Raw genomic sequence first — 24,268 nt, 5'->3', positions numbered from 1 at the left:
GGCGGGTTGCGGAAAATCGAAATCGCGAGTACCGGTTAAACGGAGCGAAGCCGCGCGCGCTTGCCGGGCAAAACCGGCGCGGTATTGGAGCATGCGTCGCGACGATGAATATTGTTGATGTTAATCAATGGGTTGTGTGTGATTCGATCAGGCTGGATCGGGTAATTAAGGGAATCGTCCCCCAATACATGCTGGAATAATGGATGTTTTGTCGTCACGCGTGGATTTTGTGTATCGCATTCCATGAGGTGATTTTTATCGGGCGCCCGGTCTATTTCGTTCGATGCGCAAGTCGGTCTGAACCGCCGGTATCGAAGAATCGCGAGGATATTGCCGGAGAAAATCACGCGGCCGGAACCCGAATGGAACCGTTTCACAAGCGGCCGGCAATCGTTTTTCAATGAAGAACACCATCGCGCGATACCCGCGCGGCCGGCTGGCCCGGTCCGGCGACCGGACAGTTCGATGCTGTCAGGCCGCGCGTGCCTCTTGCGCGAGGCCGCGGAACGCGGAATGATCGATCAGTTCGCCATGCAGCGCGGCGAACTTCCATGCATTTCGTTTCCTCACCTTCTACCCGCCATGTCCATCGATTACTCGCCGATTCCCTGTCCCGTCGTCGTGCCGCTCGACGCGATCCTGCCCGAAGAACCGCTGCTGATGATGGGGGCCGGCCCGGTCCCGATCCCGGCCGCCGTCGCGAAGGCGAACACGATCGTGATCAACCACCTCGGCGCGACGATGGCGAAGATCATCGAGCAGGTGAAGGAGATGGCGCGCTACGTATTCCAGACCCGCACGAAGTGGGTGCTCGGCGTCGCGGGCCCCGGTTCGGCCGCGATGGAAATGGCGATCTCGAACCTCGCGTGGCGCGGCACGCGCGTGCTGTCGATCCGCAACGGCTTCTTCAGCGCGCGGATGGCCGAGATGGCCACGCGCGTCGGCGCCGACGTCGCGACGCTCGAAGTGGCCGATCGCGCGGTCGCGAGCCTCGACGAGATCGCGGATGCGATCGCGCGCGAGCGGCCCGACATCGTCACGATCGTGCAGGGCGAGACGTCGAACACCGTGTGGAACCGCGACCTGCGCGACATCGCGGCGCTCGCGAAGGCGGCCGGCGCGCTGGTCGTCGTCGACGCGGTGTGCACGCTGTCGACGATGCCGCTCGAAATGGACGCGTGGGGCATCGACGCGGTGATCACCGGCGGCCAGAAGGGGCTGTCGTCGATCCCGGGCGTATCGCTGATCGCGTTCTCCGACGCCGCGTGGGAGCGCATGAAGCATCGCCCGGAGCCGAACGCGCACTGGTGCCTCGACATGGCGCTCGCGGAGAACTTCTGGCACAACGCGGGCTATCACTACACGGCGCCGGTGTCGGGCGTGCTCGCGCTGCACGAGGCGCTGCGGCTCGTCTGCGCGGAGACGCTCGAAAGCCGCTTCGCACGCCACCTGCGCTGCTCGCTCGCGCTGCAGGCGGGTGTCGAGTCGATGGGGCTCAAGCTCTATGCGCCGAAAGATTGCCGGCTCAATTCGGTGGTCGGGATCGAGACGCCGGAAGGGCTGACGCCCGGGATGGTCTGCGGCCATATCTCGAAGCAGTACCAGGTCGAGATCTCCGGCTCGTTCGGGTTGCCGATCGTGCGGATCGGGCAGATGGGCGAGCAGTGCCGCGAACACAACCTGTTCCGCACGCTGCATGCGTTCGGCCGCACGATGGTCGATCTGAAGGTGCCGGTGGATCTGCCTGCCGGCGTCGCGGCGCTCGAACAGGAACTGTCGCGGCGCGGCGCGTAAGCCACGCAGCGGCCGGCCGCGGGCCGGCCGGTCATGCCGCGCTCAGCGGCCCTGCATCGCGCGCCGGTAGGTATTCGGCGTCGTGCCGTGCGCGTCGCGAAAGCGATGGCTGAAGTGGCCGGCGTTCGCGTAGCCGCAGTCGGCCGCGATCTGCGCGAGCGGCAGCGACGTCGTGCGCAGCAGCTCGCGCGCCCGCGCGAGCCGTTGCTCGGCGACCCACGCGTGCGGCGCGCGGCCGAACGACAGCCGGAACATCCGCGAGAAGTGGTATTCGGACAGTGCGGCGACGTCGGCGAGTTCGCCGAGCGTCAGCGGTTGCGTCAGGTACGTGTCGATGTAATCGCGCACGCGGCGGCGCACGGCCGGCGCGAGCCCGCCGCGAAACGACGCGTCGGTGCGCGTCGTGCTCTGCCCGCGCAGCAGCAGGCTCAGCACCTCGTGCGCGGTTTCGTTCACGCGCAACCGCTCGTCGGCGTCGTCCCAGCCGTCCAGCGCGAGCGAGCGCAGCAGCGCCGCGACGCGCGCATCCTCGAAATAGGTGCGGTCGGCCAGCTTCAGCTCGCGCGGCTCGCGGTCGAGTTCGCGGATCGCACGCTGCGTGAAGTGTTCGGGCAGGAAATACAGGTGGATGAAGTGCATCTCGCCGCGCACCCACCAGCGCGATTCATGGTCGCCCGGCAGCGCGCACAGCAGGCTCGGCGCGCCGTAGCGCGGCACGCGTTCCCGCTCGGTCCGGTAGCCGCCGTCGAGGTAGCACGACAGCGTGTGGTGGCCGGGCTGCTCGTAGATCGTCTCGCTTTCGTCGGTGATCCGCGTCCATTCGGCGATCGCGAGATGATCGCCGAGCCACGCGAAGCGCTCGAGCGTCGCGTTCGCGTCGGCGAGCGTGCGGCACACCGATTGCAGGCCGAACGGCAAATCGCCTTCGGCCAGGGCGGTGGCGCGGTCGACGGGCGGAGCGGAGAGGGAGAGACTCATGATGCGGCGAGTATAAGCGCGGGCGCGGCACCGCGTGCGGCGTCCCGAAAAAGACCGCAATTCCGGACAATCGGCACGCATCGCGCGGCGGCATAGTCGGAGTTCCGTTTCACCCGATTTCCGGACGTTGCCGCCATGAACCTGTCGCTTTATTTCGTCACCGTATTGATCTGGGGGACCACCTGGATCGCGATCAAGTGGCAGCTCGGCGCCGTGCCGCCGCCCGTATCGATCGCGTGGCGCTTCTGGCTCGCGGCCGCCGTGCTGTTCGCGCTGCTGCGCGTGATGCGCCGGCCGATCCGCCCGCCGCGCGAAGCGTGGCGCTTCCTCGTCGCGCAGGGCTTCGCGCTGTTCTGCCTGAACTTCCTGTGCTTCTACTACGCGGAGCAGGTCGTGCCGAGCGGTCTCGTCGCGGTGATCTTCTCGACCGCACCGCTGCTGAACTCGATCAACGGCCGGCTGTTCATGGGCCGCCCGCTGCGGCCGACGGCGATCGCCGGCGCGCTGCTCGGCCTGACCGGCATCGCATGCCTGTTCTGGCAGCAGATGGCCGGCCATCTCGACGACCACGCGACCTGGACGGGCCTCGCGATCGCGTTCGCAGGCACGATGTGCTTCTCGGCCGGCAACCTGCTGTCGAGCCGGATGCAGTCGATGGGGCTGCATCCGCTCGCGACCAACGGCTGGGCGATGCTGATCGGCGCGGCGATCCTGACCGTCGGCAGCGCGGTGGCCGGGCTGCCGTTCACGATCGACCCGAATCCGCGCTATCTCGGTGCGCTCGTCTACCTGGCCATACCGGGCTCCGTGATCGGCTTCACCGCGTACCTGACCCTCGTCGGCCGCATCGGGCCGGAGCGCGCCGCATACTGCACGGTGCTGTTCCCGATCGTCGCGCTGGCCGTGTCGACGGTGTTCGAGGGCTACCAGTGGTCACTGCTCGCGGTGATCGGGCTGCTGCTCGTGGTGGCCGGCAATCTCGTCGCGTTCGACCTGACGCGCCGGCTGTTTCTCCGCACCGCCTGACCGGCTGACCGGCGCGGCCGTCGTAACGGCCACTGGATAAAAAAACGCCCGCGCGATGAACTGCACCCCAAAAGTTGGACATCGATCCAACCTTTGGGGTGTTTTTTCATGACGAAGTACAACGAGCAGTTCAAGCGGCAAATCGTAGACGAGTACCTTGCCGGCAACGCTGGAGTGAAGGCGTTGGGCAAGCGATACGGCCTGAGCTATACGCTAGTGCACCGGTGGGTCGCCCGGTATCGTGAGCACGGCGTTGCCGGACTGAGTAAGAAATACAGCCACTATGATGAGCAGTTCAAGCTTTCGGTTTTACAGCGTATGTGGCGCGATGAGCTTTCGTATCGCGAGGTCGCGACACTATTCAACATTCGTGGTGACCGAACCGTGGCAACTTGGGTGCGCTTGTATCATGACGGCGGTATAGATGCTCTGAAGCCTCGCCGACGAGGACGCCCGCCCAGCATGAAGCCTGAACCAGACATGAAACCGGAGTTCCCGCTGCAGCCCGATGAGGCACGCACGCCGGACACGCTCTCACGCGACGACCTGCTCAAAGAGAACGAATATCTGCGTGCGGAGGTGGCGTACCTAAAAAAGCTCGATGCGCTGCTGCGATCAAAGGAGCAAGCAGCGCCAAAGAAAAAGCGCAAATAGTGCGCGAGCTCAGGCAATGCCATCCGATAGCAGCCCTTCTGAAAGCAGCAGATCTGGCGCGCAGCACGTTCTACTATCAGTTGAAGGTGCTGGATGCCGGTGATCGACATGCCGATCTCAAAGCCAGGATCCGGACCGTGTACGAGCATCACCAAGGTCGTTACGGCTATCGGCGAATCACCGCCACAATCCGGCAGGCAGGACACGCGATCAACCATAAGACCGTGCAACGACTGATGGGACAATTGCGACTGAAGTCCTTGGTGCGCCCAAAGAAATACCGCTCCTGGCGAGGCGAAGTTGGTCGTGTCGCGCCTAATCTGCTGCAGCGCAAGTTCGATGTCGAGCGCCCGAATCAGAAATGGGTAACCGACGTGACTGAGTTCAACGTCGGTGGCCAGAAGCTGTACCTGTCGCCAGTGATGGATCTGTACAACGGGGAGATCGTCGCCTATCAGATGGATCGACGGCCAAGCTTCGAGATGGTCAGCCGTATGCTGAAGAAGGCGCTGACCAAGCTTGGACGCAAGGATCGACCGCTGCTGCATTCGGATCAGGGCTGGCAGTATCAGATGCCAGCGTATCGTCGGCTGCTTGGCCAGCACGCGTTGACGCAGAGCATGTCACGCAAAGGCAACTGCTTGGACAACGCCGCGATGGAGAGCTTCTTCGGTACGCTCAAGTCAGAGTGCTACAGGCTGCAACGCTTTGCTAGCGTCGAACAGTTACGCGATGCGTTGGATCGCTACATCCATTACTACAACCACGATCGCATCAAGCTCAAACTAAAAGGGCTGAGTCCCGTTCAATACAGAACTCAGCCCTTGGGCGCCTAGCCTTCTTAAACTGTCCAACTTTGTGGGGTCAGTTCACGATGCGGGCGTTTTCTTTTGGGGCGGTGGCCTCTGCCATCGCCTGCCGGACGGCGAGGTCAGGCAGCCGCGCCGCTCCCGGCGACACGCGCCTGCCGCTGGTACAGCACCATCGACAGCGCGACGCCCGCAGCAGCAGCGGCCGCCGCGAACAGGAACACCTGCGGATAGCCGAACGCGCCCGCGATATAGCCGGCGAGCGGGCCCGTGATGCCGAGCGACAGATCGAGGAACACCGAGTACGCGGACAATGCCGCGCCGCGGCTGGCAGCCGGCACGAGCGCGACGGCCTCGACGCCGAGCGCCGGGAAGATCAGCGCGAAGCCGAAGCCCGTCAGCGCGGCGCCGACGAGCGCGACGTGCGGCACGGGCGCGAGCCACAGCAGCACGAGGCCCGAACATTCGAACGCGAACGACACGATCGCGACGCGGAAGCCGCCATAGGTCTTGATCGTGTTCGCGAACAGCAGGCGCGCGCCGATGAACAGCGTGCCGAACACGGTCAGCGACAGCGCGGCGTTTGGCCAGTGGCGCGCCGCGTAGTACAGCGTGACGAAGGTCGCGATCGAGCCGAAGCCGGCCGAGCCGAGTGCGAGGCCGAGGCCGTGCGGCAGCACGCGCGTGAACACGCTCGCGTACGACATCCGTTCGCCGTGCACGAGCGGCACGGCGTCGATCAGGCGTGCGAGGTAGAAGCCGATCGCGGCGAGCGCGATCACGATCACGCCGATCAGCGCCGGGTTCAGCGTATGCGCGATCGCGACGCCCACCGGCGCGCCGAGCGCGAGCGCGCCGTACGTCGCAATGCCGTTCCACGAGATCACCTTCGCGTTGTGCGCGACGCCGACCCGTCCGATGCCCCACAGGATCGCGCCGGTGCCGCACAGGCTTTCGCCGACGCCCAGCACGAGCCGGCTCGCGACCAGCAGCACGAGGCTCGCGACCGGCCAGTGCGCGAGCAGCAGCGCGACGAGCAGCAGCACGCCCGACACGCCGCAGCCAACCAGCCCGCGCAGCACCGTCTGCTTCGGGCCGAGCGTATCGGCGAAGCGCCCGGCGAGCGGCCGCGACGCGAGCGTCGCGAAATACTGGACGCTGATCGCACCGCCCGCGACGATCGCGGAAAAACCGAGGTCGTCATGGACGAAACCCGGCAGCACCGCGAGCGGCAGGCCGATGGTCAGGTAGCAGATGAACGTGAAGCAGACGACGGACACGATTTGCAGCGTGACCGCGAACCCGCTGCGCGGCGGTGTGACGGAGTCGGTTGACATGGGGTCGGAACGAATGAGCGTAACGGAACGATACGGAACGGACGGCGGCGAAAAACGGAATCGGGATTTTCCCATGGAACCGGTTTTCACGCAGGTACCATTTAGTTAATTCCGACCCGTTTTCGGACTTGAACGATCGGCGCGGGCACGCCGGAACGGCCCGCGGAGCGCCGTCCGGAAAGGGCGCCGGGCGGCCCCGGCGCTCATATCGCGGCAGTTATATGGGCCCCATGCGTGATGGGCTATGGGTTGCGGAATTTGATGGTGATAGCGTGCAAACTGTCAGAAAAACGTCGGTCGAGCGCTCCGCGCAGGCCGCCTTGCCCCCATTTGAAGAATCATAGAGACATGAGTGAGCCGATCCGCTTCTACCATCGTCACGCGATCCGCGAAGTCAGCGGCGCGGACGTCACCCGCACCGTGCTGCAGTACCTGCGCGAGGACGCGCATTGCACCGGCACCAAGGAAGGCTGCGCGGAAGGCGACTGCGGCGCGTGCACGGTCGTCGTCGGCGAGCTGACCGACACCGGCGCGGTCGAGTTCAAGGCCGTCAACGCATGCATCCAGTTCCTGCCGACGCTCGACGGCAAGGCGCTGCTGACGGTCGAGGACCTGCGCCAGCCGGATGGCGGGCTGCACCCGGTTCAGCAGGCGATGGTCGACTGCCACGGTTCGCAATGCGGGTTCTGCACGCCCGGCTTCGTGATGTCGATGTGGGCGCTGTACGAGAAGCACGGCCACGAAGGTTGCGCGAGCGCCGGCACGTGCGCGAAGGCGAAGGACGTGCCGACGCGCACCGAGATCGCCGATGCGCTGACGGGCAACCTGTGCCGCTGCACCGGCTACCGCCCGATCGTCGATGCGGCCGTGCAGATGTTCGATGCGCCGGCGCCGTCGGCGCCGGTCGATACGGCTGCGCTCGCCCGCACGCTCGCGTCGCTCAAGCGCGACGACACGTTCGACTACACGACGGTCAACGGCGCGCGTTTCGCTGCGCCGCGCACGCTCGACGCGCTGGCCGCACTGAAGGCCGAGCGGCCCGACGCACGCATCCTCGCGGGCAGCACCGACATCGGCCTGTGGGTCACCAAGCAGATGCGCCGGCTCGACGACCTGATCTACGTCGGCCAGATCGCCGAATTGCAGCGCCTCGCGGAGCGCGGCGACTGGATCGAGATCGGCGCGGGCGTGACGGTCGAGAAGGCCTATGCGGCGCTGGCCGGCACGTATCCGGAACTGACCGAGATGTGGAAGCGCTTCGCGTCGCTGCCGATCCGCAACGCGGGCACGATCGGCGGCAACGTCGCGAACGGCTCGCCGATCGGCGACTCGATGCCGGGCCTGATCGCGCTCGGCGCGCGCGTCGTGCTGCGCGGCGGCGATACGGTGCGCGAGCTGCCGCTCGAGGCGCTCTACACGGGCTACCAGCAGAAGGACATGGCGCCGCACGAATTCGTCGTCGGCCTGAAGGTGCCGACCCGCACCGGCGCACGCGCGAATCTGCAATTCCGCACGTACAAGCTGTCGAAGCGGTTCGACTCCGACATTTCGGCCGTGTGCGCGGCGTTCGCGTTCATCGCGGACGGCGACACGATCCGCGAGCCGCGCATCGCGTTCGGCGGGATGGCCGCGACGCCGAAGCGCGCAGCGCAAACGGAAGCCGTGCTCGACGGCGCGTTGTGGCACGAAGCCACCGCGCAGGCCGCGATGCAGGCGCTCGAGCGTGACTACCAGCCGCTGTCCGACATGCGCGCGACGAGCACGTATCGCCTCGATACCGCGAAGAACCTGATGTACCGATTCTGGCTGGAGACGCGCCCGCACGACCCGCTGCCGCCGCAAGCCCTGAATGTGCGTGAAGTGGCCGCCGAAATCGGCACCGACGCGGCGCGCGTCTGAAGACGGAGAACACCGAACATGAACCAGCAAGCAGAGCCGTTCCTGAGCACCCTCGACCCGCAAGCCGACGCTGCGGAGGTGCACGTATCGCGCGCGCATGAATCCGCCCACCTGCACGTGAGCGGGCGCGCCACCTACACCGACGACATCCCGGTCGTCGCCGGCACGCTGCACGCGGCGCTCGGATTGTCGGCGAAGCCGCACGCGAAGATCGTGTCGATGAACTTCGACGCGGTGCGCGCGACGCCGGGCGTGGTCGCCGTGTTCACGGCCGACGACATCCCGGGCGTCAACGATTGCGGCCCGATCATCCACGACGACCCGGTGCTCGCGAAGGGCATCGTGCAGTTCGTCGGCCAGCCGATGTTCATCGTCGTCGCGACGTCGCATGAAACCGCGCGGCTCGCCGCGCGCCGCGCGCAGGTCGACTACGAGGAGCTGCCCGCGATCCTGACCGCGCAGGAAGCGCGCCAGGCCGAAACCTACGTGATCCCGCCGCTGAAGCTCGCGCGCGGCGACGCGGCCGGGCGGCTCGCTGCCGCGCCGCACCGCGAGTCGGGCGAGATGCTGCTCGGCGGCCAGGAGCAGTTCTATCTCGAAGGACAGATCGCGTACGCCGTGCCGAAGGACGACGACGGCATGCACGTGTACTGCTCGACGCAGCACCCGAGCGAAATGCAGCACCTCGTCGCGCACGTGCTCGGCGTCGCGTCGCACAACGTGCTCGTCGAATGCCGCCGGATGGGCGGCGGGTTCGGCGGCAAGGAATCGCAGTCGGGCCTGTTCGCGTGCTGCGCGGCGCTCGCCGCGTGGAAGCTGCTGTGCCCGGTGAAGCTGCGTCCGGACCGCGACGACGACATGATGATCACCGGCAAGCGGCACGACTTCCATTACCGCTTCGACGTCGGCTACGACGACGACGGCCGCATCGACGGCGTGGCGCTCGACATGACGTCGCGCTGCGGCTTCTCGGCCGACCTGTCGGGCCCGGTGATGACGCGCGCGGTGTGCCACTTCGACAACGCGTACTGGCTGGGCGACGTCGACATCGCCGGCTACTGTGGCAAGACCAACACGCAGTCGAACACCGCGTTCCGCGGCTTCGGCGGCCCGCAGGGCGCCTTCGCGATCGAGTACATCCTCGACGACGTCGCTCGCTCGCTCGACCGCGATCCGCTCGACGTCCGCTACGCGAACCTGTACGGCAAGACCGAACGCAACGTGACGCCGTACGGGCAGACGGTCGAGGACAACGTGCTGCAGGAGCTGCTCGGCGAACTCGAGACGACGAGCGACTACCGCGCGCGGCGCGCGGGCGTGCGCGAATTCAACGCGCGCAACACGGTGCTGAAGAAGGGCATCGCAATCACGCCGGTGAAGTTCGGGATCGCGTTCAACGTCACGCACTTCAACCAGGCCGGCGCGCTGGTGCACATCTACACCGACGGCTCGGTGCTCGTGAACCACGGCGGCACGGAGATGGGGCAGGGGCTGAACACGAAGGTCGCGCAGGTCGTCGCGCACGAGCTCGGCATCCGCTTCGGCCGGATCCGCGTGACCGCGACCGACACGAGCAAGGTCGCGAACACGTCCGCGACGGCTGCGTCGACGGGCTCCGACCTGAACGGCAAGGCCGCGCAGGATGCGGCGCGCCAGTTGCGCGAGCGGCTCGCGGTGTTCGCGGCGAAGCAGTACGGCGACGGCAAGGTCGATGCGGCCGACGTGAAGTTCGGCAACGACTTCGTGTGGGTCGGCGGCAACAGCGTGCCGTTCGGCGAAGTGATCTCGAAGGCGTACCTCGCGCGGGTGCAGCTCTGGTCCGACGGTTTCTACGCAACGCCGAAGTTGTACTGGGATCAGTCGAAGCTGCAGGGCCGGCCGTTCTACTACTACTCGTACGGCGCGGCCGTATCGGAAGTCGTGATCGACACGCTGACCGGCGAGATGCGCACGCTGCGCGTCGATGCGCTGCACGACGTGGGCGCATCGCTGAACCCGGCGCTCGACGTCGGCCAGGTCGAAGGCGCGTTCATCCAGGGGATGGGCTGGCTCACGACCGAGGAGCTGTGGTGGAACAAGGGCGGCAAGCTGATGACGCATGCGCCGTCCACGTACAAGATCCCGACCGTCAACGACACGCCGCCCGAATTCAACGTGCTGCTGTTCAAGAACCGCAACGTGGAGGACAGCATTCACCGTTCGAAGGCCGTCGGCGAACCGCCGCTGCTGCTGCCGTTCTCGGTGTTCTTCGCGGTGCGCGACGCGGTCGCGGCGGTCGGCGATTACAAGGTGAACCCGCCGCTCGACGCGCCGGCCACCGGCGAGTCGATCCTGCGCGCGGTGAGTGCAGTGCGCGCGGCTCGCGCGGGCCAGGCAGGCTGACATGAACGGACCCGCACGCTCGCTTCGCGCCGCGTCGAACCCGACGTTCGCGCAGGGTACCGGCCAGCGCAACCGCGCGGCCGGCGCGCCACCGCCGATGCACATCGTGCTGTTCGGCGCCGGGCACGTCGGTCATGCGCTCGTCACGCTGCTCGGCGCGCTGCCGTGCGTCGTGCAGTGGGTCGACACGCGCGACGAGCTGTTCCCGGACGAATGTCCGCCGAACGTGCAGCCGGAGCCGACCGACACGCCGGAAGCCGTGGTCGACGCGGCGCCGCCCGGCGCGTACTTCCTCGTGATGACGCACAACCACGCGCTCGACTTCTCGCTCGCCGCGCAGATCATGCGGCGGCGTGACTATGCGTACTTCGGGATGATCGGCTCGCGCACCAAGCGCGTGAAGTTCGAGCGCCGGCTCGCTGCGCGCGGCGTCGATCCGGCGCGGCTCGTAGAAATGGTGTGCCCGATCGGCGTCGCCGGCATCGTCGACAAGGCGCCGGGCGCGATCGCGGTGGCCGTGTGCGCGGAGCTGCTGCAGGCGCGCTCGGGCATGCCGGTGGCCGATGCGAAGGCGGCCGCGTCGGGGCACGCGCGCGACGACGTGTCCTGCGCGCGGTAACGTCACGCGGGCCGTGCGGCCGGCGCACGGCCGCGCGTTTTTGCATACACTGCACGGCAGCGCGCGGCATCGGGCCGCGCCTTACCGTGCATGCACCATGTCCGATCATCCGGTTTATCTCGACGCGCTCGATACGAGCCTCGTCGCCATCGAGCGCTGGCTGTCCGGCGTCGACACCGCACCCGCGGCGCTCGACGCGCTGCTTGCGCCGTTCTCCGCCGGTTTCACGATGATCCTGACCGACGGCCGCGTGGTCGACCGCGACGGCACGCGCGCGCTGTTCGCGAAGCTCGCCGGCGCGAAGCCGGGGCTGCGCATCACGCTGTCGGAAACCCGCGTGCTCGCGGCCGACGCATCGCACGCGGTGATCACCTATCTCGAAGCGCAGCACGCGGCGTCGGGCGAGCTGCCCGCGCGCCGCGCGACCGCCGTGTTCGAGCGCGACGCGGCGGGCGTCGTGCGCTGGGCCCATCTGCAGGAAACGTTCTGCACGGCCTGAGCGGCCGCGCCGCGTATCGGCACGTCTGTCAGCGCTTGCGGGTGCGCGCGACCGTCAGCTCGTCGGACACGCTCTGCATCAGCGCGCACAGCCACGCGATGTCGGTGGGGCGGTCGGGCTGCGGATGCGTGAGCAGGTAGCTCTTGATGCGCGGGAACGGCACGGGCGGCGTGACGACGACGAGCGGCAGCAACTGCGCATAGTGCGTCGCGAAGCGGCGCGTCGTCGTGAAGATCAGGTCCGACTGCAGCAGCACCTGCGGCACGATCCCGAAGTACGGCAGCGTCGTCACGATGCGCCGTGTGAGGCGCGCGCGTGCGAGGCCGATCTCGATCGCGTTGCGCTTGTCGCCGGTGTACGGCGTCGGCGCGACGTGCGCGGCCGACGCATACGCTTCGCGCGTGAGCGGCGCGCGCGAGAGCGGATGCGCGTCGCGCATCAGGCACACGATCGTGTCGGAGAACAGGTCCTGGCGCGCGAACTGCGGGTCGGGCTTCGGCCAGTTGCCGATCACGAGATCGAGCGCGCCCGATTCGAGCGCGCCCGCGTGGTCGAGCGCGGGATTCAGCGAATCGATTTCCAGGTGCGCATGCGGCGCCGCGTCGCGAAAGCGCTCGATCAGCGTCGGCATGAAGAAATCGTTCAGGTAGTCGGGCGCGGCGACGCGGAACGTGCGCCGTGCGGACGACGGGTCGAAGTCGCCGTGCGGCGTCGCGATGAAGTCGACCTCGCGCAGCGCGCGCTGCGCGGCTTCGAGCAGCGATGCGCCGTATTCGGTCGGCACCATCCCGGATTTGCCGCGCACGAGAATCGGGTCGTTCAGCGTCTCGCGCAGCTTGCGCAGCGCGGTGCTGATCGCGGGCTGGGTCTGGTTGAGCCGCAGCGCGGCCTGCGTGACGCTGCGCTCGAGCAGCAGCGTGCGCAATACGCGCACGAGCCAGATGTCGAGCGAGGCGGTACGGTCGTCGTCTTCCATCGGTGCGGGGTGATTCGGGGGAAGCGTAACCTTACCGCAGCCTGGCGTTGACGTGCGTGATACCGGCCATCACGCACGACCCTTGGGCAGCGCGCTGATCCGCGTGACCTCGCGCGATTCGAGCCAGTTCGGCGTGCGCGCGCAGTACAGCACCATCGGCAGCGCATCCTCGCCCCAGAACAGCTGCTGGTTCATCCAGAACGTCGGCACGCCGAACACGCCGAGCGCGATCGCATCGGCGTTGTTGCGGGCGAGCTGCGCGCTCGTCTCCTCGAATTCGATCAGTTCGTCGCCGTGGCCGACGCCGACGCGTTCGCACAGCGCCGCGAAACCGTCCGGCGTCGACGGATCGTTGCCGTCGCGCCAGATGAAGCGGAACATGTCCAGCACGGTCGCGATGTCGGCGCGCAGCGCGATCGCGAGGCGCAGCACCTTGTCGGAATCGAACGGATGCGCGGGCGGCATCTTGAAGCGGATGCCGAGCTGCTCCGCGCGGAACAGCGCGTGACGGTACGTGAATATGCGCTTGGCCGGCACGTCGGCGCCCGGGCGTTGCCCCCAGTGGCGCTGCAGGTCGATGAGCGACACGGCGACGGGTTCGAACGGCACGTCCGGCCACTTGTCATGCTGTTCGAGCAGCAGATAGGAGAACGGCGACACGAAGTCGAAGAACCAGGCGGGCTGGGCGGTGTCGAGGCCGGTTGTCATGACGATCTCCAGAGGGTGGGGCGTACGGCGGCCTCCATGGTACGCGGCGGTACGTGCTTGCAGCAATGATCGCGGATCGTCCGCTTACGCGGAACCGGGAGTCGCCCGGGGGGATCGCCGGCCGGCGGCGCGGCATCGGCATGCGCCTGCGGCGGGCCGTTGGCGCCGGACGGGCCCGCCGGCGCGTCGTGGTCGTGCGAGGTGAGCCGTTCGCGCACGAAGCCGATGTGCTCGCGCAGCACGTAGAACTGCCCGGCGTAGGCGAGCGGCATCTTCATCCGGTTCACGGCTTCCTCGATGTCGTCGAGCTCGTCGAGCAGCTGGACGCGCTCCTCGGCCGTGTGCTCGCCGAGCGCGCTGCGCTCGAGCGCGATCAGCGCGCCGTACCAGCGATAGATGCGCGAGCGTACGCGCCAGCCGTACAGCGACGGCACGAGCCGCAGCCCGGGGATCAGCACGACGATCAGCGGCACGATCACGACGAGCAGCCGGTCGACCAGGCTCGCGACCCAGAACGGCAGCCGCCGGTACAGGAAGGTCTTGCCCGATTTGTAGTAGCGCGCCGCGTCGTCGGACAGCGGGAAGCCGCGCGTGACGGGCGACGGGAATTCGCCCGCATGCTGCAGGATCGTCGCGTGGCCGTGCACTTCGCGCGCGGCTTCGATCAGCAGGTCGGACAGCGCGGGGTGCAGCGAATCGCGCGCGACCAGCTCGATCGTCGGCGCGACCGTATGGATGTCGGTGGGCGGCAGGTTCTGGCCGAGATCGTAGACGCCCATCGGCAGCGTGATCGCGGTCAGGTACGGAAAGCGCCGCGCGTACGCTTCGGCCTGCGTGAACGAATACACGTGCACGCCGGGCGCGCGGAACAGTTTCGCCATCACCGGGATCTGCGTCGAGTCGCCGGACAGAAACGCCGCGTCGATCTTGCCGTCGAGCAGCGCGGTGGCAGCGTCCTCGCCGGCGGTCGGCAGCAGTTGGGTCGAACCGCCGGGCACGATGCCGTTCATCTTCAGCAGTGCGAGGCTCAGCTCGCGCGCGCCGCTGCCTTCCGCGCCGAGCGCGAGCCGCTTGCCCTTGAAGTCGGACAGGCGCGCGACGACCGGGCCGCGATACATGATCGCGAGCGGCACGTAGCCGATGCTGCCGAGCGATACGAGTTGTTCGCTGCGCTCCTTCGGGCCGATGCCGCTCTGCACGAAGCCGACGTCGACCGGCGCGTCCGGGTTCGACAGCCGCGCGAGGTTCTGCGCGGATCCTTCGGACGATTCGACGTCGAGCGTGACGCCGTTTTTCGCGAGGATGGCCTTGTATTTCTGCGCGGCGTTCCAGTACGTGCTGCCGGGCGGCCCGGACGAGATCACGAGGGTGGACGGCGGCGCCGGCTGGATCAGCCTGACCGCGAGCCAGACGGCCGCTCCCGCGAGCAGCACGGTGGGGCCGATCGACAGCGCGAGGTCGCGCCACGACACCGCGACGAAGCGGGCGAGGATGCGGCGAGGCGGGCGAGGGCGGGCAGGCTTCATGGGATCGGCGGATGACGCTGGCGTGACGCATCGGTGACGGTCGTCGCGGACGATGCGGATTCTCGCGGCGATGGTACCCGGTTTCGCCGCGCCTGCGCGAGTCGGGCGCCGTGGCGCGGCTGCCCGGCGACAGCGGCGGGCGGCGCCGCGTCAAAAGCTTTGCGCTTCCGCGGGCGCTGGATTACATTGTGCGACGCAGCCGCGCCCGATTCGCGCGCGACCCGGCACGCAATGAGACCGGGCGCGTCCGGCCGGCGGCTGTCCGGCCCGGCCGGCCCGCTTGTTGCGCGCGCCGGCTGCCGGCCCGTCTCGCCTCTCTCGCATCGCCGTGGAAATCACCGGCTGTCCCGCCCGTTCGCGCGCGGGCCGGCTGTCTTTGGGGGTATCCGGCCGTACTGTGCACGGCCGTTCCGGAGTTACAAGGAGATAGCATGAAGTCGATCGTGTTGAGAGCGTTGGGCGTTGCGGCCGTGGCGGCCTGTCTGTCGGGCAGCGTGTATGCGCAGTCGAGCGATGCGGCGGCAACCGAAGCGCCGGCAGCCGCGACCAGCGCGCCGAAGGCCGCTGCGAAAACCGCGAAGAAGGCGAACCGCAAGCTCGGCTACGCCGTGCGCAAGGCGATTTCGAAGGAATCCGGCGTGAACGTGTCGAACCTGGTCGTCCGTTCGAAGGGCGGCGCGATCACGCTGGAGGGCACGATGCCCGAACAGGCACAGATCGACAAGGCCGAAGCCGCGGCCAAGGGCGTGAAGGGCGTGACGTCGGTCGCGAACAAGCTGACGGTCCAGCAGCAGTAACGCCGGGCAGCGGCGCGCGAGCGCCGCGTATGCCTGCTTTCAGGCGGGCCCCGGCGTGCCGGGGCCCGTTTGCGCTTCAGAGGCCGCGAACCGCGCGCGACGCGGCGGCGGACCGATAACGATATCGAGAGGGCGGCGATGGCGAGGCTCGGGTGGGGCAGGCGGATGGTTTTCGGTGCGGCGCTGGCCGCTGTCGCGATGCTGGGCGCCTGCAACGGCGACGATTCGGGCGAGCGCAACCGGTTGCCGGCCTTCGTGTCGGGCAGCGTGCGCACGACCGCCTACGACGGCGCGAGCGACGATCTGCTGACCGCCGGCCTCGGCAAGACGGGCCTCGGCACGGCGAGCGCGCCCGGCTTCGCGAACGCGTCCCGGCCGACGAGCGCCGAGCTGCGCCGCCTCGCGATCTGGTCGAACTATCGCGCGCTCGTCGACATGAGCGCGAACGGCGGCTACGGCCGCTTCTGGGGGCCGAACGTCGACCTCGACGGCAACGATACGCTCGGCGAAGGCAAGATCCCCGGTACCGAATATCTCGCGTATTCCGACGACGGCAGCGGCACGAAGAACGTGACGCTGCTCGTGCAGGTGCCTGCGAGCTTCGATCCCGCGCAACCGTGCATCGTCACTGCGACGTCGTCGGGCTCGCGCGGCGTGTATGGTGCGATCTCCGCGGCCGGCGAGTGGGCGCTCAAGCGCGGCTGCGCGGTGGCCTACAACGACAAGGGCGGCGGCAACGGCGCGCACGAGCTCGGCTCCGACACGGTCACGCTGATCGACGGCACGCTCGCCAACGCGGTACTCGCCGGCACCGCGAGCCTGTTCACCGCGAACGTGACGAGCGGCGATCTCGCCGCGTTCAACAACCGCTTCCCGAACCGCTATGCGTTCAAGCACGCGCATTCGCAGCAGAATCCCGAGCAGGACTGGGGGCGCGTGACGCTGCAGTCGGTCGAGTTCGCCTACTGGGCGCTCAACGAGCAGTTCGGACCGCTGATCGACGGCTCGCATCACGGCGTGCGCTACCGCGCGGGCGACATCACGACGATCGCGGCGTCCGTCAGCAACGGCGGCGGCGCGTCGCTCGCGGCCGCCGAGCAGGACACGCGCGGCTGGATCACCGCGGTCGTGGTCGGCGAACCGCAGATCAACGTGCGGATGGCGCCGAACGCGATCGTGCGCACGGGCGGCCAGCCCGTGCCGTCGTTCGGCCGGCCGCTCGCCGACTACGCGACGCTCGCGAACCTGCTGGAGCCGTGCGCGGCCGCGTCCGCGTCGCTCGCCGGCGCGCCGTACCTGAGCGCGCTGCCGGCCGCCACCACGCAGTCGATCCGCACCCAGCGCTGCGCGACGCTCGCCGCGGCCGGGCTCGTGTCGGGCGGCGACACGCAGAGCCAGGCCGCCGACGCGCTCGCGCAGCTCCACGCGGCCGGCTACCTCGCCGATTCCGACCTGCTGCAGGCGCCGATGTGGGATTCGCAGGCGATTCCGGCGATCGCCGTCACCTACGCGAACGCGTACACGCGCTCGCGCGTCACCGACAACCTGTGCAATTTCAGCTTCGCGACGACGAGCGCGGCGACCGGGACGGTCGCCCCGCCCGCCGCGTCACCGATGCCGGCCGTGTTCGGGCTCGGCAACGGCGTGCCGCCGACGGCCGGCATCGACCTCGTGTTCAACACGGGCGCGGGCGTCGACCACCGGCTCGCGACGCCCGATGCGAGCTTCGCGGGCGCGCTGTGCCTGCGCCAGCTGTGGACCAACGGGATGCTCGGGATGCCCGCGAACGTCGACGCGGTGCGCGTGAACGCGAACCTGCAGGGCAAGCCGGCGATCATCGTGCAGGGCCGCAACGACGCGCTCGTGCCGGTGAACCACGCGTCGCGCGCCTATGTCGCGCAGAACGGCATCAGCGAGGGCAGCCGCAGCCAGCTCGTGTTCTACGAGGTGACGAACGGCCAGCACTTCGACGCGTTCCTGCCGGTCGCGGGCTTCGACACGCGCTTCGTGCCGGTGCACTACTACAACCTGCAGGCGCTGAACCTGATGTGGCGGCACCTGAAGAACGGCGCGCCGCTGCCGCCGTCGCAGGTGATCCGCACGGTGCCGCGCGGCGGCACGCCGGGCGCCGCGCCCGCGTTGACGAGCGCGAACCTGCCGCCGATCTCGGCCGCGCCGGGCGCGAACGCAATCACGGCCGGCGCCGGCGCGATCGACGTGCCGCTCTGACGGCGCCCGCCGCGCCGCCATCACGAAGCCGGACAGCCGTCCGGCTTTTTTCTTTTCGGGAGTGGAATCGGTCCCGTGCCGCCTTTTATCCGAATGGCGAGCGCCGTAACAAATTATTACTTTACGGCCATAAATCCGGAACCTATTATGCGCCGGTATTTTCACTTAATTTAATAAATTCCTGATACGAGAACATTCCTTTCCGTTTGGTTAATCGATCCTTTCGATTTTATTAAATCGGCTCGAACGCGATTGGTCGCCGCTTTGCGATTAATCGGTGTCTCGCCGAGGGGGATTGTTCGTCCGTTCGCAGCGAAGCCGCCTTATCCGGCGGGCTTTGCGGGGCATTCTTTTGCCGGTGATTTTGTGCATCTGCGGAAAGGTGAAATGACTCCGTATTGCCGCGGATTATTGAATTGTCGTTTGCAATGGAATTGATTCCATTGTGCAGTCGCAAAAATATGGGTGGGGTAAATCATGCCGGTCGGTATTCGCCGATCCGGTAAAAAACTCGGAGTGCGTCGCATAACGAATGCATTCCTGGTGCGGAGCGCCGGCGCAAACGATCCTTTGCGACCGGCGGTATTTATCGTTCTGTTCGAGAGGCAATAATGACGACACGGAAGTCCTTGAAAGACGGTTTCGCGCTATTCGGAACGACACTGAGCGTGCCGCTCGCCGCGGCTGCGGCAGCCGCGCTGCTCGTCACGGGGTGCGGCGGCGACGACGGGCCGAGCCCGTCCGCTTCGGCCGCCGCCGCGGCCGCGACGACGTCCAACGGCAGCTCGTCGGCCAGCACCAACGCAACGGCCGCCGCCGCGGCCGACCAGCCGTACGTCGACACCGACGTGTACGGCACCGGGCCGAACGACGCGGTCACGGATTCGACGGAAGGCGCAGCCGTCGTGCACCGCCAGGTCACGATCGGCGGCAAGACCATCAAGTACACGGCCACCACCGGCCACCTGACGACGATCGATCCGGCCACGTCGGCGCCGAACGCGAAGATGTTCTACGTCGCGTACACGCAGGACAATCCCGACCCGTCGAAGCCGCGCCCGGTCACGTTCTTCTACAACGGCGGCCCCGGCTCGTCGTCGGTCTACCTGCTGCTCGGCTCGTACGGGCCGAAGCGCCTGCAGTCGTCGTTCCCGAACTTCACGCCGCCCGCGCCGTACAAGCTGCTCGACAACCCGGACAGCCTGCTCGACCGCACCGACCTCGTGTTCATCAACCCGGTCGGCACCGGTTACTCGACGGCCGTCGCCCCGGCGAAGAACAAGGACTTCTGGGGCACCGACCAGGATGCGCGCTCGATCGACCGCTTCATCCAGCGCTACCTGACCAAGTACTCGCGCTGGAATTCGCCGAAGTTCCTGTACGGCGAGTCGTACGGCACGGCGCGCAGCGCGGTCGTGTCGTGGGTGCTGCACGAGGACGGCATCGACCTGAACGGGATCACGCTGCAGTCGTCGATTCTCGACTACGCGAACGCGCTGTCCGCGCCGGGTACGTTCCCGACGCTCGCGGCCGATGCGTTCTACTGGAAGAAGACGACGCTCAACCCGACGCCGACCGATCTCGACGCGTACATGGTCCAGGCCCGCAACTACGCGGACAACACGCTCGCGCCGCTCGCGCAGAAGCCGAACCCGCAGGATGGCGGCTTCGTGAACGTGCGGCTGAACCTGAACCTGCAGACCGCGCAGCAGATGGGTTCGTACATCGGCACCGACCCGACGTCGCTGATCCAGACCTTCGGCAACCCGGCCGCGCTCGGCAACGTGCCGTCGTCCAACGACAACCCGCCGTACACGTTCTTCCTGACGCTCGTGCCGGGCACGCAGATCGGCCAGTACGACGGTCGCGCGAACTTCACGGGCAAGGGCATCGCGCCGTACATCCTGCCGAACTCGGGCAGCAACGATCCGTCGATCTCGAACGTCGGCGGCGCGTACACGGTGCTGTGGAACAGCTATATCAACACCGACCTCAAGTACACGTCGACGTCGTCGTTCGTGGACCTGAACGACCAGGTCTTCAACAACTGGGACTTCAGCCACACGGACCCGACCGGCGCGAACAAGGGCGGCGGCAATACGCTGTACACGGCCGGCGACCTGGCGTCGACGATGAGCGTGAACCCGGACCTGAAGGTGCTGTCGGCGAACGGTTATTTCGACGCGGTCACGCCGTTCCACCAGACGGAGCTGACGCTCGCGCAGATGCCGCTCGATCCGACGATCAAGGCGCAGAACCTGACGATCAAGAACTACCCGTCGGGCCACATGATCTACCTGAACGACGCGTCCCGGACCGCGCTGAAGGGCGATCTTGCCAACTTCTACGACGGCATCCTCGCGAACCGCACCGCGCTGCAGCGCGTGCTGAAACTGCAGGCGCGCACGCAGCAGCTCAAGCAGCAGCAACTGCAGCAGCAGGGGCAGTAAGCGCCGCGGGCGGCGCATGCCGCCCCGGATGGACGACAGCCCGATCGGCGCAGGCCGATCGGGCTGTTTTTTTGGAGAGGCTGGCGATGGGCCGGCGCGTCGCGCCGGCCGGGCAGGAAGGGGCAGCCGCGCCGCTTACGCGAGCACGAGCCGCACGCCGACCGCGACGAGCGTCGCGGCGAGCAGGTTGCGCAGCAGCCGCTCGGGCGCGCGCGCCGACAGCAGGCTGCCGAGCACGATGCCGGGCAGCGAGCCGAGCAGCAGCGACAGCAGCATCGACCAGTCGACCGAACCGAGCAGCCAGTGGCCCATCCCGGCGACGAGCGTGAGCGGCACCGCGTGCGCGATGTCGGAGCCGACGATGCGGGACGTCGCGAGCATCGGGTACAGCAGCAGGAGCACGGTCACGCCGATCGCGCCGGCGCCGACCGACGTCATCGACACGAGCACGCCGAGCACGGCGCCCGTCAGTACGGTCGACCACAGCGTGCGCGCGGGGCTCGGCGCGAGCGGGTTGCGCGCGGCGAATGCGGTGAGCTGCGGCCGGAAGATCAGCGCGAGCGACGTGAGCAGCAGCGCGATGCCGAGCACGAGCTGGATCATCCGCGCGGTGCCCGGCGTGTTCATGCCGTGCGTGTGCAGCCACCACAGCGTGAGCGCCGCGGCCGGGACGCTGCCCGCCGCGAGCCGGCCCGTGATGCGCCAGTCGATCGATCCTTTCAGGCCGTGGACGAGCGTGCCGGTGGCCTTGGTCGCGGCCGCGTACAGCAGGTCGGTGCCGACCGCCGTCGCGGGGTGGACGCCGAACAGCAGCACGAGGATCGGCGTCATCAGCGAACCGCCGCCGACGCCTGTCAGGCCGACGAGGATGCCGACGAACAGGCCGGACAGGGAGTACAGCAGGTCGATATGGGGGAGCGACATCGGAAGCAGGCGGTTGTGCGGCGTTCGGCGGCGGCGCGTGGGTCAAAGTCCGCCATTGTCGCAAATGTGGCGGGTCGGTGTACGACTGCGTTAAAAATCGGCCGGGAAGGTGCGTGCGGCGTGCGGCGGTGAAACGCGTGTTCGAACCGGGGCGGGGCCGGCGAAGCGGCCGGAGCGGCACGCTGCGAGGGGCTGCGCGGCAGGCGGGACCCTGAAGACGAAAAAAGGGCGCGACGAGGCGCGCCCGTGTGCGGTGCCGGCGGCCGGCTCCGTCTGCGACCGGTCAGTGCGTCGCGGGACCGACGCCTTCGACCGCGCCTTGCCGCCGGATGCGCAGCGCGAGGCCGATCAGCGCGGCCGCGACGGCGAACGCCGCGCCGAATGCGAATGCGGCGTGGTACCCGCCGTTCAGCGCGTCGAGCGGCGCGGCCTGCGCGGCGGCGAGTGCGTCGGTGCGCGCGGCCGCGAGGCTCGCGAGCACGGCGAGGCCGAGCGCGCCGCCCATCATGAACGCGGTGTTGACGATGCCCGACGCGAGCCCGGAATCGGCCGGGTCGACGTCGCTCATCGCGGCGAGCAGCATCGGGTTGAACGCGACGCCCGCGCCGATGCCGAGCAGCGTCATGCCCGGCAGCACGTGCCCCACGAAGCCGCCGTCGACCGGCGCGCGCGAAAACAGCGCGAGGCCGCAGGCCGCGATCAGCAGGCCGGCGGCGATCGGGCCGCGAATGCCGAAGCGCATCACGATCCGCGCCGACAGCCCGAGCGAGAACGCGGCCATGATCAGGTTCGCCGGCAGGAACGCGAGGCCGACCTGCAGCGGCCCGTAGCCGAGCACGCGCTGCATGTAGAGCGCGGACAGGAAGAACCACGCGAACATCGCGGCCGCCCACAGCACGCCGATCACGTTCGCGAGCGCGACGTTGCGCGCCGCGAACAGCGTGAGCGGCATCAGCGGATGCGCGGCGCGCGCCTCGATCGCGATGAACAGCGCAAGCAGCGCAATGGCCGCGCCGATCAGCGCGACGGTCTGCGTCGACAGCCAGCCGGCCTCGTTGCCGCCGACGATCCCGTAGACGGCCAGCATCAGCGACCCGGTCACGGTGATCGCGCCCGCGACGTCGAGCCGCGCGGCGCCGGCCGGCGCGCGCATGCGCGGCAGCAGCGCGGCGCACATCGCGTAGACCGCGATGCCGATCGGCAGGTTGACGAGGAAGATCCAGTGCCACGACAGCGAGCTCGTCAGCAGCCCGCCGAGCAGCACGCCGATGCTGCCGCCGCCTGCGCAGACGAAACCGTAGACGCCCATCGCGCGCGCCCGTTCGCCGGGTTCGGTGAACAGGTTCATGATCAGCGACAGCGAGACGGCCGACACGACCGCGCCGCCGAGCCCCTGCACCGCGCGCGCGGCGATCAGCATCGTCTGCGATTGCGCGAGGCCGCAGGCGAGCGACGCGAGCGTGAACACGACGAGGCCCGCGAGGAACATGCGCCGCTGACCGTACAGGTCGCCGAGCCGGCCGCCGAGCAGCAGGCAGCCGCCGAACGTGAGCAGGTACGCGTTGACGACCCACACGAGGGCCGTTTCGGTGAAGTGGAGATCGGTACTGATCGACGGCAGCGCCACGTTCACGATCGTGCTGTCGAGCACGATCATCAGCACGCCGAGGCAGAGGACGATCAGCGCGTACCAGCGCTTCTCGCCGTGAATCCCGTGGGTCATGGGCTTGCAGCCTTCTGATAGTTATCTGAAAGGATGCATTGTAGACGTCGTCGGCACGGGCTTCCTGCCGGTTTGTGGCAGCAGAGACGCGTAGCGGCGCGCCCGGACCGAACGCTCGGGGCGGGCGTGATGCGTCGTGTTACGAGCGCGCCGGCAGTGCGCAGCCGTCGGGGCCGCAGGCGGCCGCGTCGTCGCCCGCGAGTTCGACGATGCCGTCGCGCCACGCCTGGTCGAGCGCCTGCTCGAACGCGTCGGCCGGTTGCGCGCCCGACACCGCGTAGCGGCCGCCGAACACGAACAGCGGCACGCCGCGCCCGCCGATCTGCGCGGCGCGCGCGATGTCGGCTTCGACTTCGTCGCGGTACAGGTCGCTGCGCAGCACGTCTTCGACGGCCGCGCGCTCGAGCCCCGCTTCGACCGCGAATTCGGTCAGCTCGGCGTGATCGAACAGCGAGCCGTGTTCGCAGAAATACGCGCGGTACAGCCGCTCGGTCAGCGTGTGCGCGCGGCCGGTCGCTTCCGCGAGCTTCACGAGCCGGTGGCCGTCGAGCGTGTCGCCGACGAGCGTGCCGGGCAGGTCGTAGTGCAGCCCGACGCTTGCAGCCGCGTCGGTCACCTGGCGCAGCATCTGGTCGACCTGCGCGGGCGACATCCGGTATTTGCCGGCGAGCATCGCCTCGACCGGCTCGACGGGCTGGCCGGGCATCAGCCGGTACGCGCGCAGCGCGACGTCGACGCGATCGGCGTGCGCAAACCTGGCGAGCGCCTCGTCGAAGCGGCGCTTGCCGATCCAGCACCACGGGCAGATCAGGTCGGACCAGATTTCGACGGTCAGGGTCGGGCGGGCGGTCGGGGCGGGAGCGGTCGTCATGGGCGGTTCAGGGCAGCAAAAAATGTAACCGGGACTATATCACTTTGTGCTTCGACGCTTCGTCGCG

General features: G+C 68.1%; 18 protein-coding genes. 10 read left to right on the top strand and 8 right to left on the bottom strand.

What is annotated here, in order from left to right; genetic code table 11:
• Positions 1 to 582 precede the first annotated feature (582 nt).
• Positions 583 to 1,794 (top strand): pyridoxal-phosphate-dependent aminotransferase family protein, encoded by a 1,212-nt coding sequence (locus BBJ41_RS08040; protein ID WP_069746067.1) that lies wholly within the window; start codon positions 583 to 585, stop codon positions 1,792 to 1,794.
• Positions 1,795 to 1,836: 42 nt separating this feature from the next.
• Here BBJ41_RS08040 and BBJ41_RS08035 read toward each other — a convergent pair whose 3' ends face one another.
• Positions 1,837 to 2,772 carry an AraC family transcriptional regulator gene (locus BBJ41_RS08035; protein WP_069746066.1) on the bottom strand — a complete coding sequence of 312 codons (936 nt, stop codon included), beginning with the start codon at positions 2,770 to 2,772 and terminating at the stop codon, positions 1,837 to 1,839.
• 135 nt (positions 2,773 to 2,907) lie between these two features.
• Between BBJ41_RS08035 and BBJ41_RS08030 the strand changes: the two genes are divergently transcribed.
• Together BBJ41_RS08030 and BBJ41_RS40260 are read left to right on the top strand one after the other, a co-directional pair.
• Entirely contained in the window at positions 2,908 to 3,798 is an 891-nt protein-coding gene (locus BBJ41_RS08030) for a DMT family transporter (RefSeq protein WP_069746065.1), read from the top strand.
• Between the two features lie 108 nt (positions 3,799 to 3,906).
• A protein-coding gene (locus tag BBJ41_RS40260) for an IS3 family transposase (protein WP_156814746.1) occupies positions 3,907 to 5,288 on the top strand; the annotation gives its coding sequence in 2 pieces (ribosomal slippage) (positions 3,907 to 4,387 and positions 4,387 to 5,288; 1,383 coding nt in all).
• Between the two features lie 95 nt (positions 5,289 to 5,383).
• Here the strand turns inward: BBJ41_RS40260 and BBJ41_RS08015 are convergent.
• The gene (locus BBJ41_RS08015; RefSeq protein WP_069746064.1) at positions 5,384 to 6,598 is read right to left on the bottom strand and encodes an MFS transporter; all 1,215 of its coding nucleotides are present in this window, start codon (positions 6,596 to 6,598) and stop codon (positions 5,384 to 5,386) included.
• Positions 6,599 to 6,946: 348 nt separating this feature from the next.
• Between BBJ41_RS08015 and xdhA the strand changes: the two genes are divergently transcribed.
• The 4 genes from xdhA to BBJ41_RS07995 all read left to right on the top strand — a co-directional run bounded on the left by xdhA (position 6,947) and on the right by BBJ41_RS07995 (position 11,997).
• Positions 6,947 to 8,497, top strand: coding sequence for a xanthine dehydrogenase small subunit (gene xdhA / locus BBJ41_RS08010; protein ID WP_069746063.1), 1,551 nt, complete (start codon positions 6,947 to 6,949; stop codon positions 8,495 to 8,497).
• A gap of 18 nt (positions 8,498 to 8,515) precedes the next feature.
• Positions 8,516 to 10,879 carry a xanthine dehydrogenase molybdopterin binding subunit gene (gene xdhB, locus BBJ41_RS08005; RefSeq protein ID WP_069746062.1) on the top strand — a complete coding sequence of 788 codons (2,364 nt, stop codon included), beginning with the start codon at positions 8,516 to 8,518 and terminating at the stop codon, positions 10,877 to 10,879.
• 1 nt (position 10,880) lies between these two features.
• On the top strand, positions 10,881 to 11,498 hold the full coding sequence (gene xdhC, locus BBJ41_RS08000) for a xanthine dehydrogenase accessory protein XdhC (protein WP_069747625.1): 618 nt from the start codon (positions 10,881 to 10,883) through the stop codon (positions 11,496 to 11,498).
• Between the two features lie 97 nt (positions 11,499 to 11,595).
• Positions 11,596 to 11,997, top strand: coding sequence for a nuclear transport factor 2 family protein (locus BBJ41_RS07995; RefSeq protein ID WP_069746061.1), 402 nt, complete (start codon positions 11,596 to 11,598; stop codon positions 11,995 to 11,997).
• A 28-nt stretch (positions 11,998 to 12,025) separates the two neighbouring features.
• Here BBJ41_RS07995 and BBJ41_RS07990 read toward each other — a convergent pair whose 3' ends face one another.
• The 3 genes from BBJ41_RS07990 to BBJ41_RS07980 all read right to left on the bottom strand — a co-directional run bounded on the left by BBJ41_RS07990 (position 12,026) and on the right by BBJ41_RS07980 (position 15,207).
• Complete coding sequence (locus tag BBJ41_RS07990; RefSeq protein ID WP_069746060.1) at positions 12,026 to 12,973, bottom strand: LysR family transcriptional regulator; 948 nt, start codon at positions 12,971 to 12,973, stop codon at positions 12,026 to 12,028.
• Positions 12,974 to 13,042: 69 nt separating this feature from the next.
• Positions 13,043 to 13,681, bottom strand: coding sequence for a DsbA family protein (locus BBJ41_RS07985; RefSeq protein ID WP_069746059.1), 639 nt, complete (start codon positions 13,679 to 13,681; stop codon positions 13,043 to 13,045).
• A complete protein-coding gene (locus BBJ41_RS07980; protein ID WP_236872056.1) occupies positions 13,678 to 15,207 on the bottom strand; it encodes a TAXI family TRAP transporter solute-binding subunit in 1,530 nt (509 codons plus the stop codon). Before BBJ41_RS07980 ends, BBJ41_RS07985 begins: the two co-directional genes overlap by 4 nt.
• A gap of 431 nt (positions 15,208 to 15,638) precedes the next feature.
• Here BBJ41_RS07980 and BBJ41_RS07975 point away from each other — a divergent pair, with 431 nt between their 5' ends.
• From BBJ41_RS07975 to BBJ41_RS07965, 3 genes are all read left to right on the top strand, one after another.
• Positions 15,639 to 16,004 (top strand): BON domain-containing protein, encoded by a 366-nt coding sequence (locus BBJ41_RS07975; RefSeq protein ID WP_069746058.1) that lies wholly within the window; start codon positions 15,639 to 15,641, stop codon positions 16,002 to 16,004.
• A 138-nt stretch (positions 16,005 to 16,142) separates the two neighbouring features.
• Positions 16,143 to 18,233: a D-(-)-3-hydroxybutyrate oligomer hydrolase gene (locus tag BBJ41_RS07970; protein WP_069746057.1), complete on the top strand. Its 2,091-nt coding sequence runs from the start codon at positions 16,143 to 16,145 to the stop codon at positions 18,231 to 18,233.
• 611 nt (positions 18,234 to 18,844) lie between these two features.
• On the top strand, positions 18,845 to 20,683 hold the full coding sequence (locus BBJ41_RS07965; protein WP_069746056.1) for a S10 family peptidase: 1,839 nt from the start codon (positions 18,845 to 18,847) through the stop codon (positions 20,681 to 20,683).
• 135 nt (positions 20,684 to 20,818) lie between these two features.
• Here the strand turns inward: BBJ41_RS07965 and BBJ41_RS07960 are convergent, their stop codons facing one another.
• From BBJ41_RS07960 to BBJ41_RS07950, 3 genes are all read right to left on the bottom strand, one after another.
• Positions 20,819 to 21,607 carry a sulfite exporter TauE/SafE family protein gene (locus BBJ41_RS07960; RefSeq protein ID WP_069746055.1) on the bottom strand — a complete coding sequence of 263 codons (789 nt, stop codon included), beginning with the start codon at positions 21,605 to 21,607 and terminating at the stop codon, positions 20,819 to 20,821.
• A 283-nt stretch (positions 21,608 to 21,890) separates the two neighbouring features.
• The gene (locus BBJ41_RS07955; RefSeq protein ID WP_069746054.1) at positions 21,891 to 23,330 is read right to left on the bottom strand and encodes a DHA2 family efflux MFS transporter permease subunit; all 1,440 of its coding nucleotides are present in this window, start codon (positions 23,328 to 23,330) and stop codon (positions 21,891 to 21,893) included.
• 139 nt (positions 23,331 to 23,469) lie between these two features.
• A complete protein-coding gene (locus BBJ41_RS07950) occupies positions 23,470 to 24,201 on the bottom strand; it encodes a DsbA family oxidoreductase (protein ID WP_069746053.1) in 732 nt (243 codons plus the stop codon).
• Between the last annotated feature and the right edge of the window lie 67 nt (positions 24,202 to 24,268).

This window comes from Burkholderia stabilis (genome assembly GCF_001742165.1).
In the GTDB taxonomy this organism is placed as follows: Bacteria; Pseudomonadota; Gammaproteobacteria; order Burkholderiales; family Burkholderiaceae; genus Burkholderia; species Burkholderia stabilis.
Note: the sequence above shows the minus strand (reverse complement) of the source record. Positions and strands in the feature narration are given on the sequence as shown.

What these genes read in the sequence shown, in the direction of transcription:
- BBJ41_RS08040 (WP_069746067.1), top strand. Translation starts at nt 583, where the DNA reads ATGTCCATCGATTACTCGCCGATTCCCTGTCCCGTCGTCGTGCCGCTC.
- BBJ41_RS08035 (WP_069746066.1), bottom strand. Translation starts at nt 2,772, where the DNA reads ATGAGTCTCTCCCTCTCCGCTCCGCCCGTCGACCGCGCCACCGCCCTG.
- BBJ41_RS08030 (WP_069746065.1), top strand. Translation starts at nt 2,908, where the DNA reads ATGAACCTGTCGCTTTATTTCGTCACCGTATTGATCTGGGGGACCACC.
- BBJ41_RS08015 (WP_069746064.1), bottom strand. Translation starts at nt 6,598, where the DNA reads ATGTCAACCGACTCCGTCACACCGCCGCGCAGCGGGTTCGCGGTCACG.
- xdhA (WP_069746063.1), top strand. Translation starts at nt 6,947, where the DNA reads ATGAGTGAGCCGATCCGCTTCTACCATCGTCACGCGATCCGCGAAGTC.
- xdhB (WP_069746062.1), top strand. Translation starts at nt 8,516, where the DNA reads ATGAACCAGCAAGCAGAGCCGTTCCTGAGCACCCTCGACCCGCAAGCC.
- xdhC (WP_069747625.1), top strand. Translation starts at nt 10,881, where the DNA reads ATGAACGGACCCGCACGCTCGCTTCGCGCCGCGTCGAACCCGACGTTC.
- BBJ41_RS07995 (WP_069746061.1), top strand. Translation starts at nt 11,596, where the DNA reads ATGTCCGATCATCCGGTTTATCTCGACGCGCTCGATACGAGCCTCGTC.
- BBJ41_RS07990 (WP_069746060.1), bottom strand. Translation starts at nt 12,973, where the DNA reads ATGGAAGACGACGACCGTACCGCCTCGCTCGACATCTGGCTCGTGCGC.
- BBJ41_RS07985 (WP_069746059.1), bottom strand. Translation starts at nt 13,681, where the DNA reads ATGACAACCGGCCTCGACACCGCCCAGCCCGCCTGGTTCTTCGACTTC.
- BBJ41_RS07980 (WP_236872056.1), bottom strand. Translation starts at nt 15,207, where the DNA reads ATGAAGCCTGCCCGCCCTCGCCCGCCTCGCCGCATCCTCGCCCGCTTC.
- BBJ41_RS07975 (WP_069746058.1), top strand. Translation starts at nt 15,639, where the DNA reads ATGAAGTCGATCGTGTTGAGAGCGTTGGGCGTTGCGGCCGTGGCGGCC.
- BBJ41_RS07970 (WP_069746057.1), top strand. Translation starts at nt 16,143, where the DNA reads ATGGCGAGGCTCGGGTGGGGCAGGCGGATGGTTTTCGGTGCGGCGCTG.
- BBJ41_RS07965 (WP_069746056.1), top strand. Translation starts at nt 18,845, where the DNA reads ATGACGACACGGAAGTCCTTGAAAGACGGTTTCGCGCTATTCGGAACG.
- BBJ41_RS07960 (WP_069746055.1), bottom strand. Translation starts at nt 21,607, where the DNA reads ATGTCGCTCCCCCATATCGACCTGCTGTACTCCCTGTCCGGCCTGTTC.
- BBJ41_RS07955 (WP_069746054.1), bottom strand. Translation starts at nt 23,330, where the DNA reads ATGACCCACGGGATTCACGGCGAGAAGCGCTGGTACGCGCTGATCGTC.
- BBJ41_RS07950 (WP_069746053.1), bottom strand. Translation starts at nt 24,201, where the DNA reads ATGACGACCGCTCCCGCCCCGACCGCCCGCCCGACCCTGACCGTCGAA.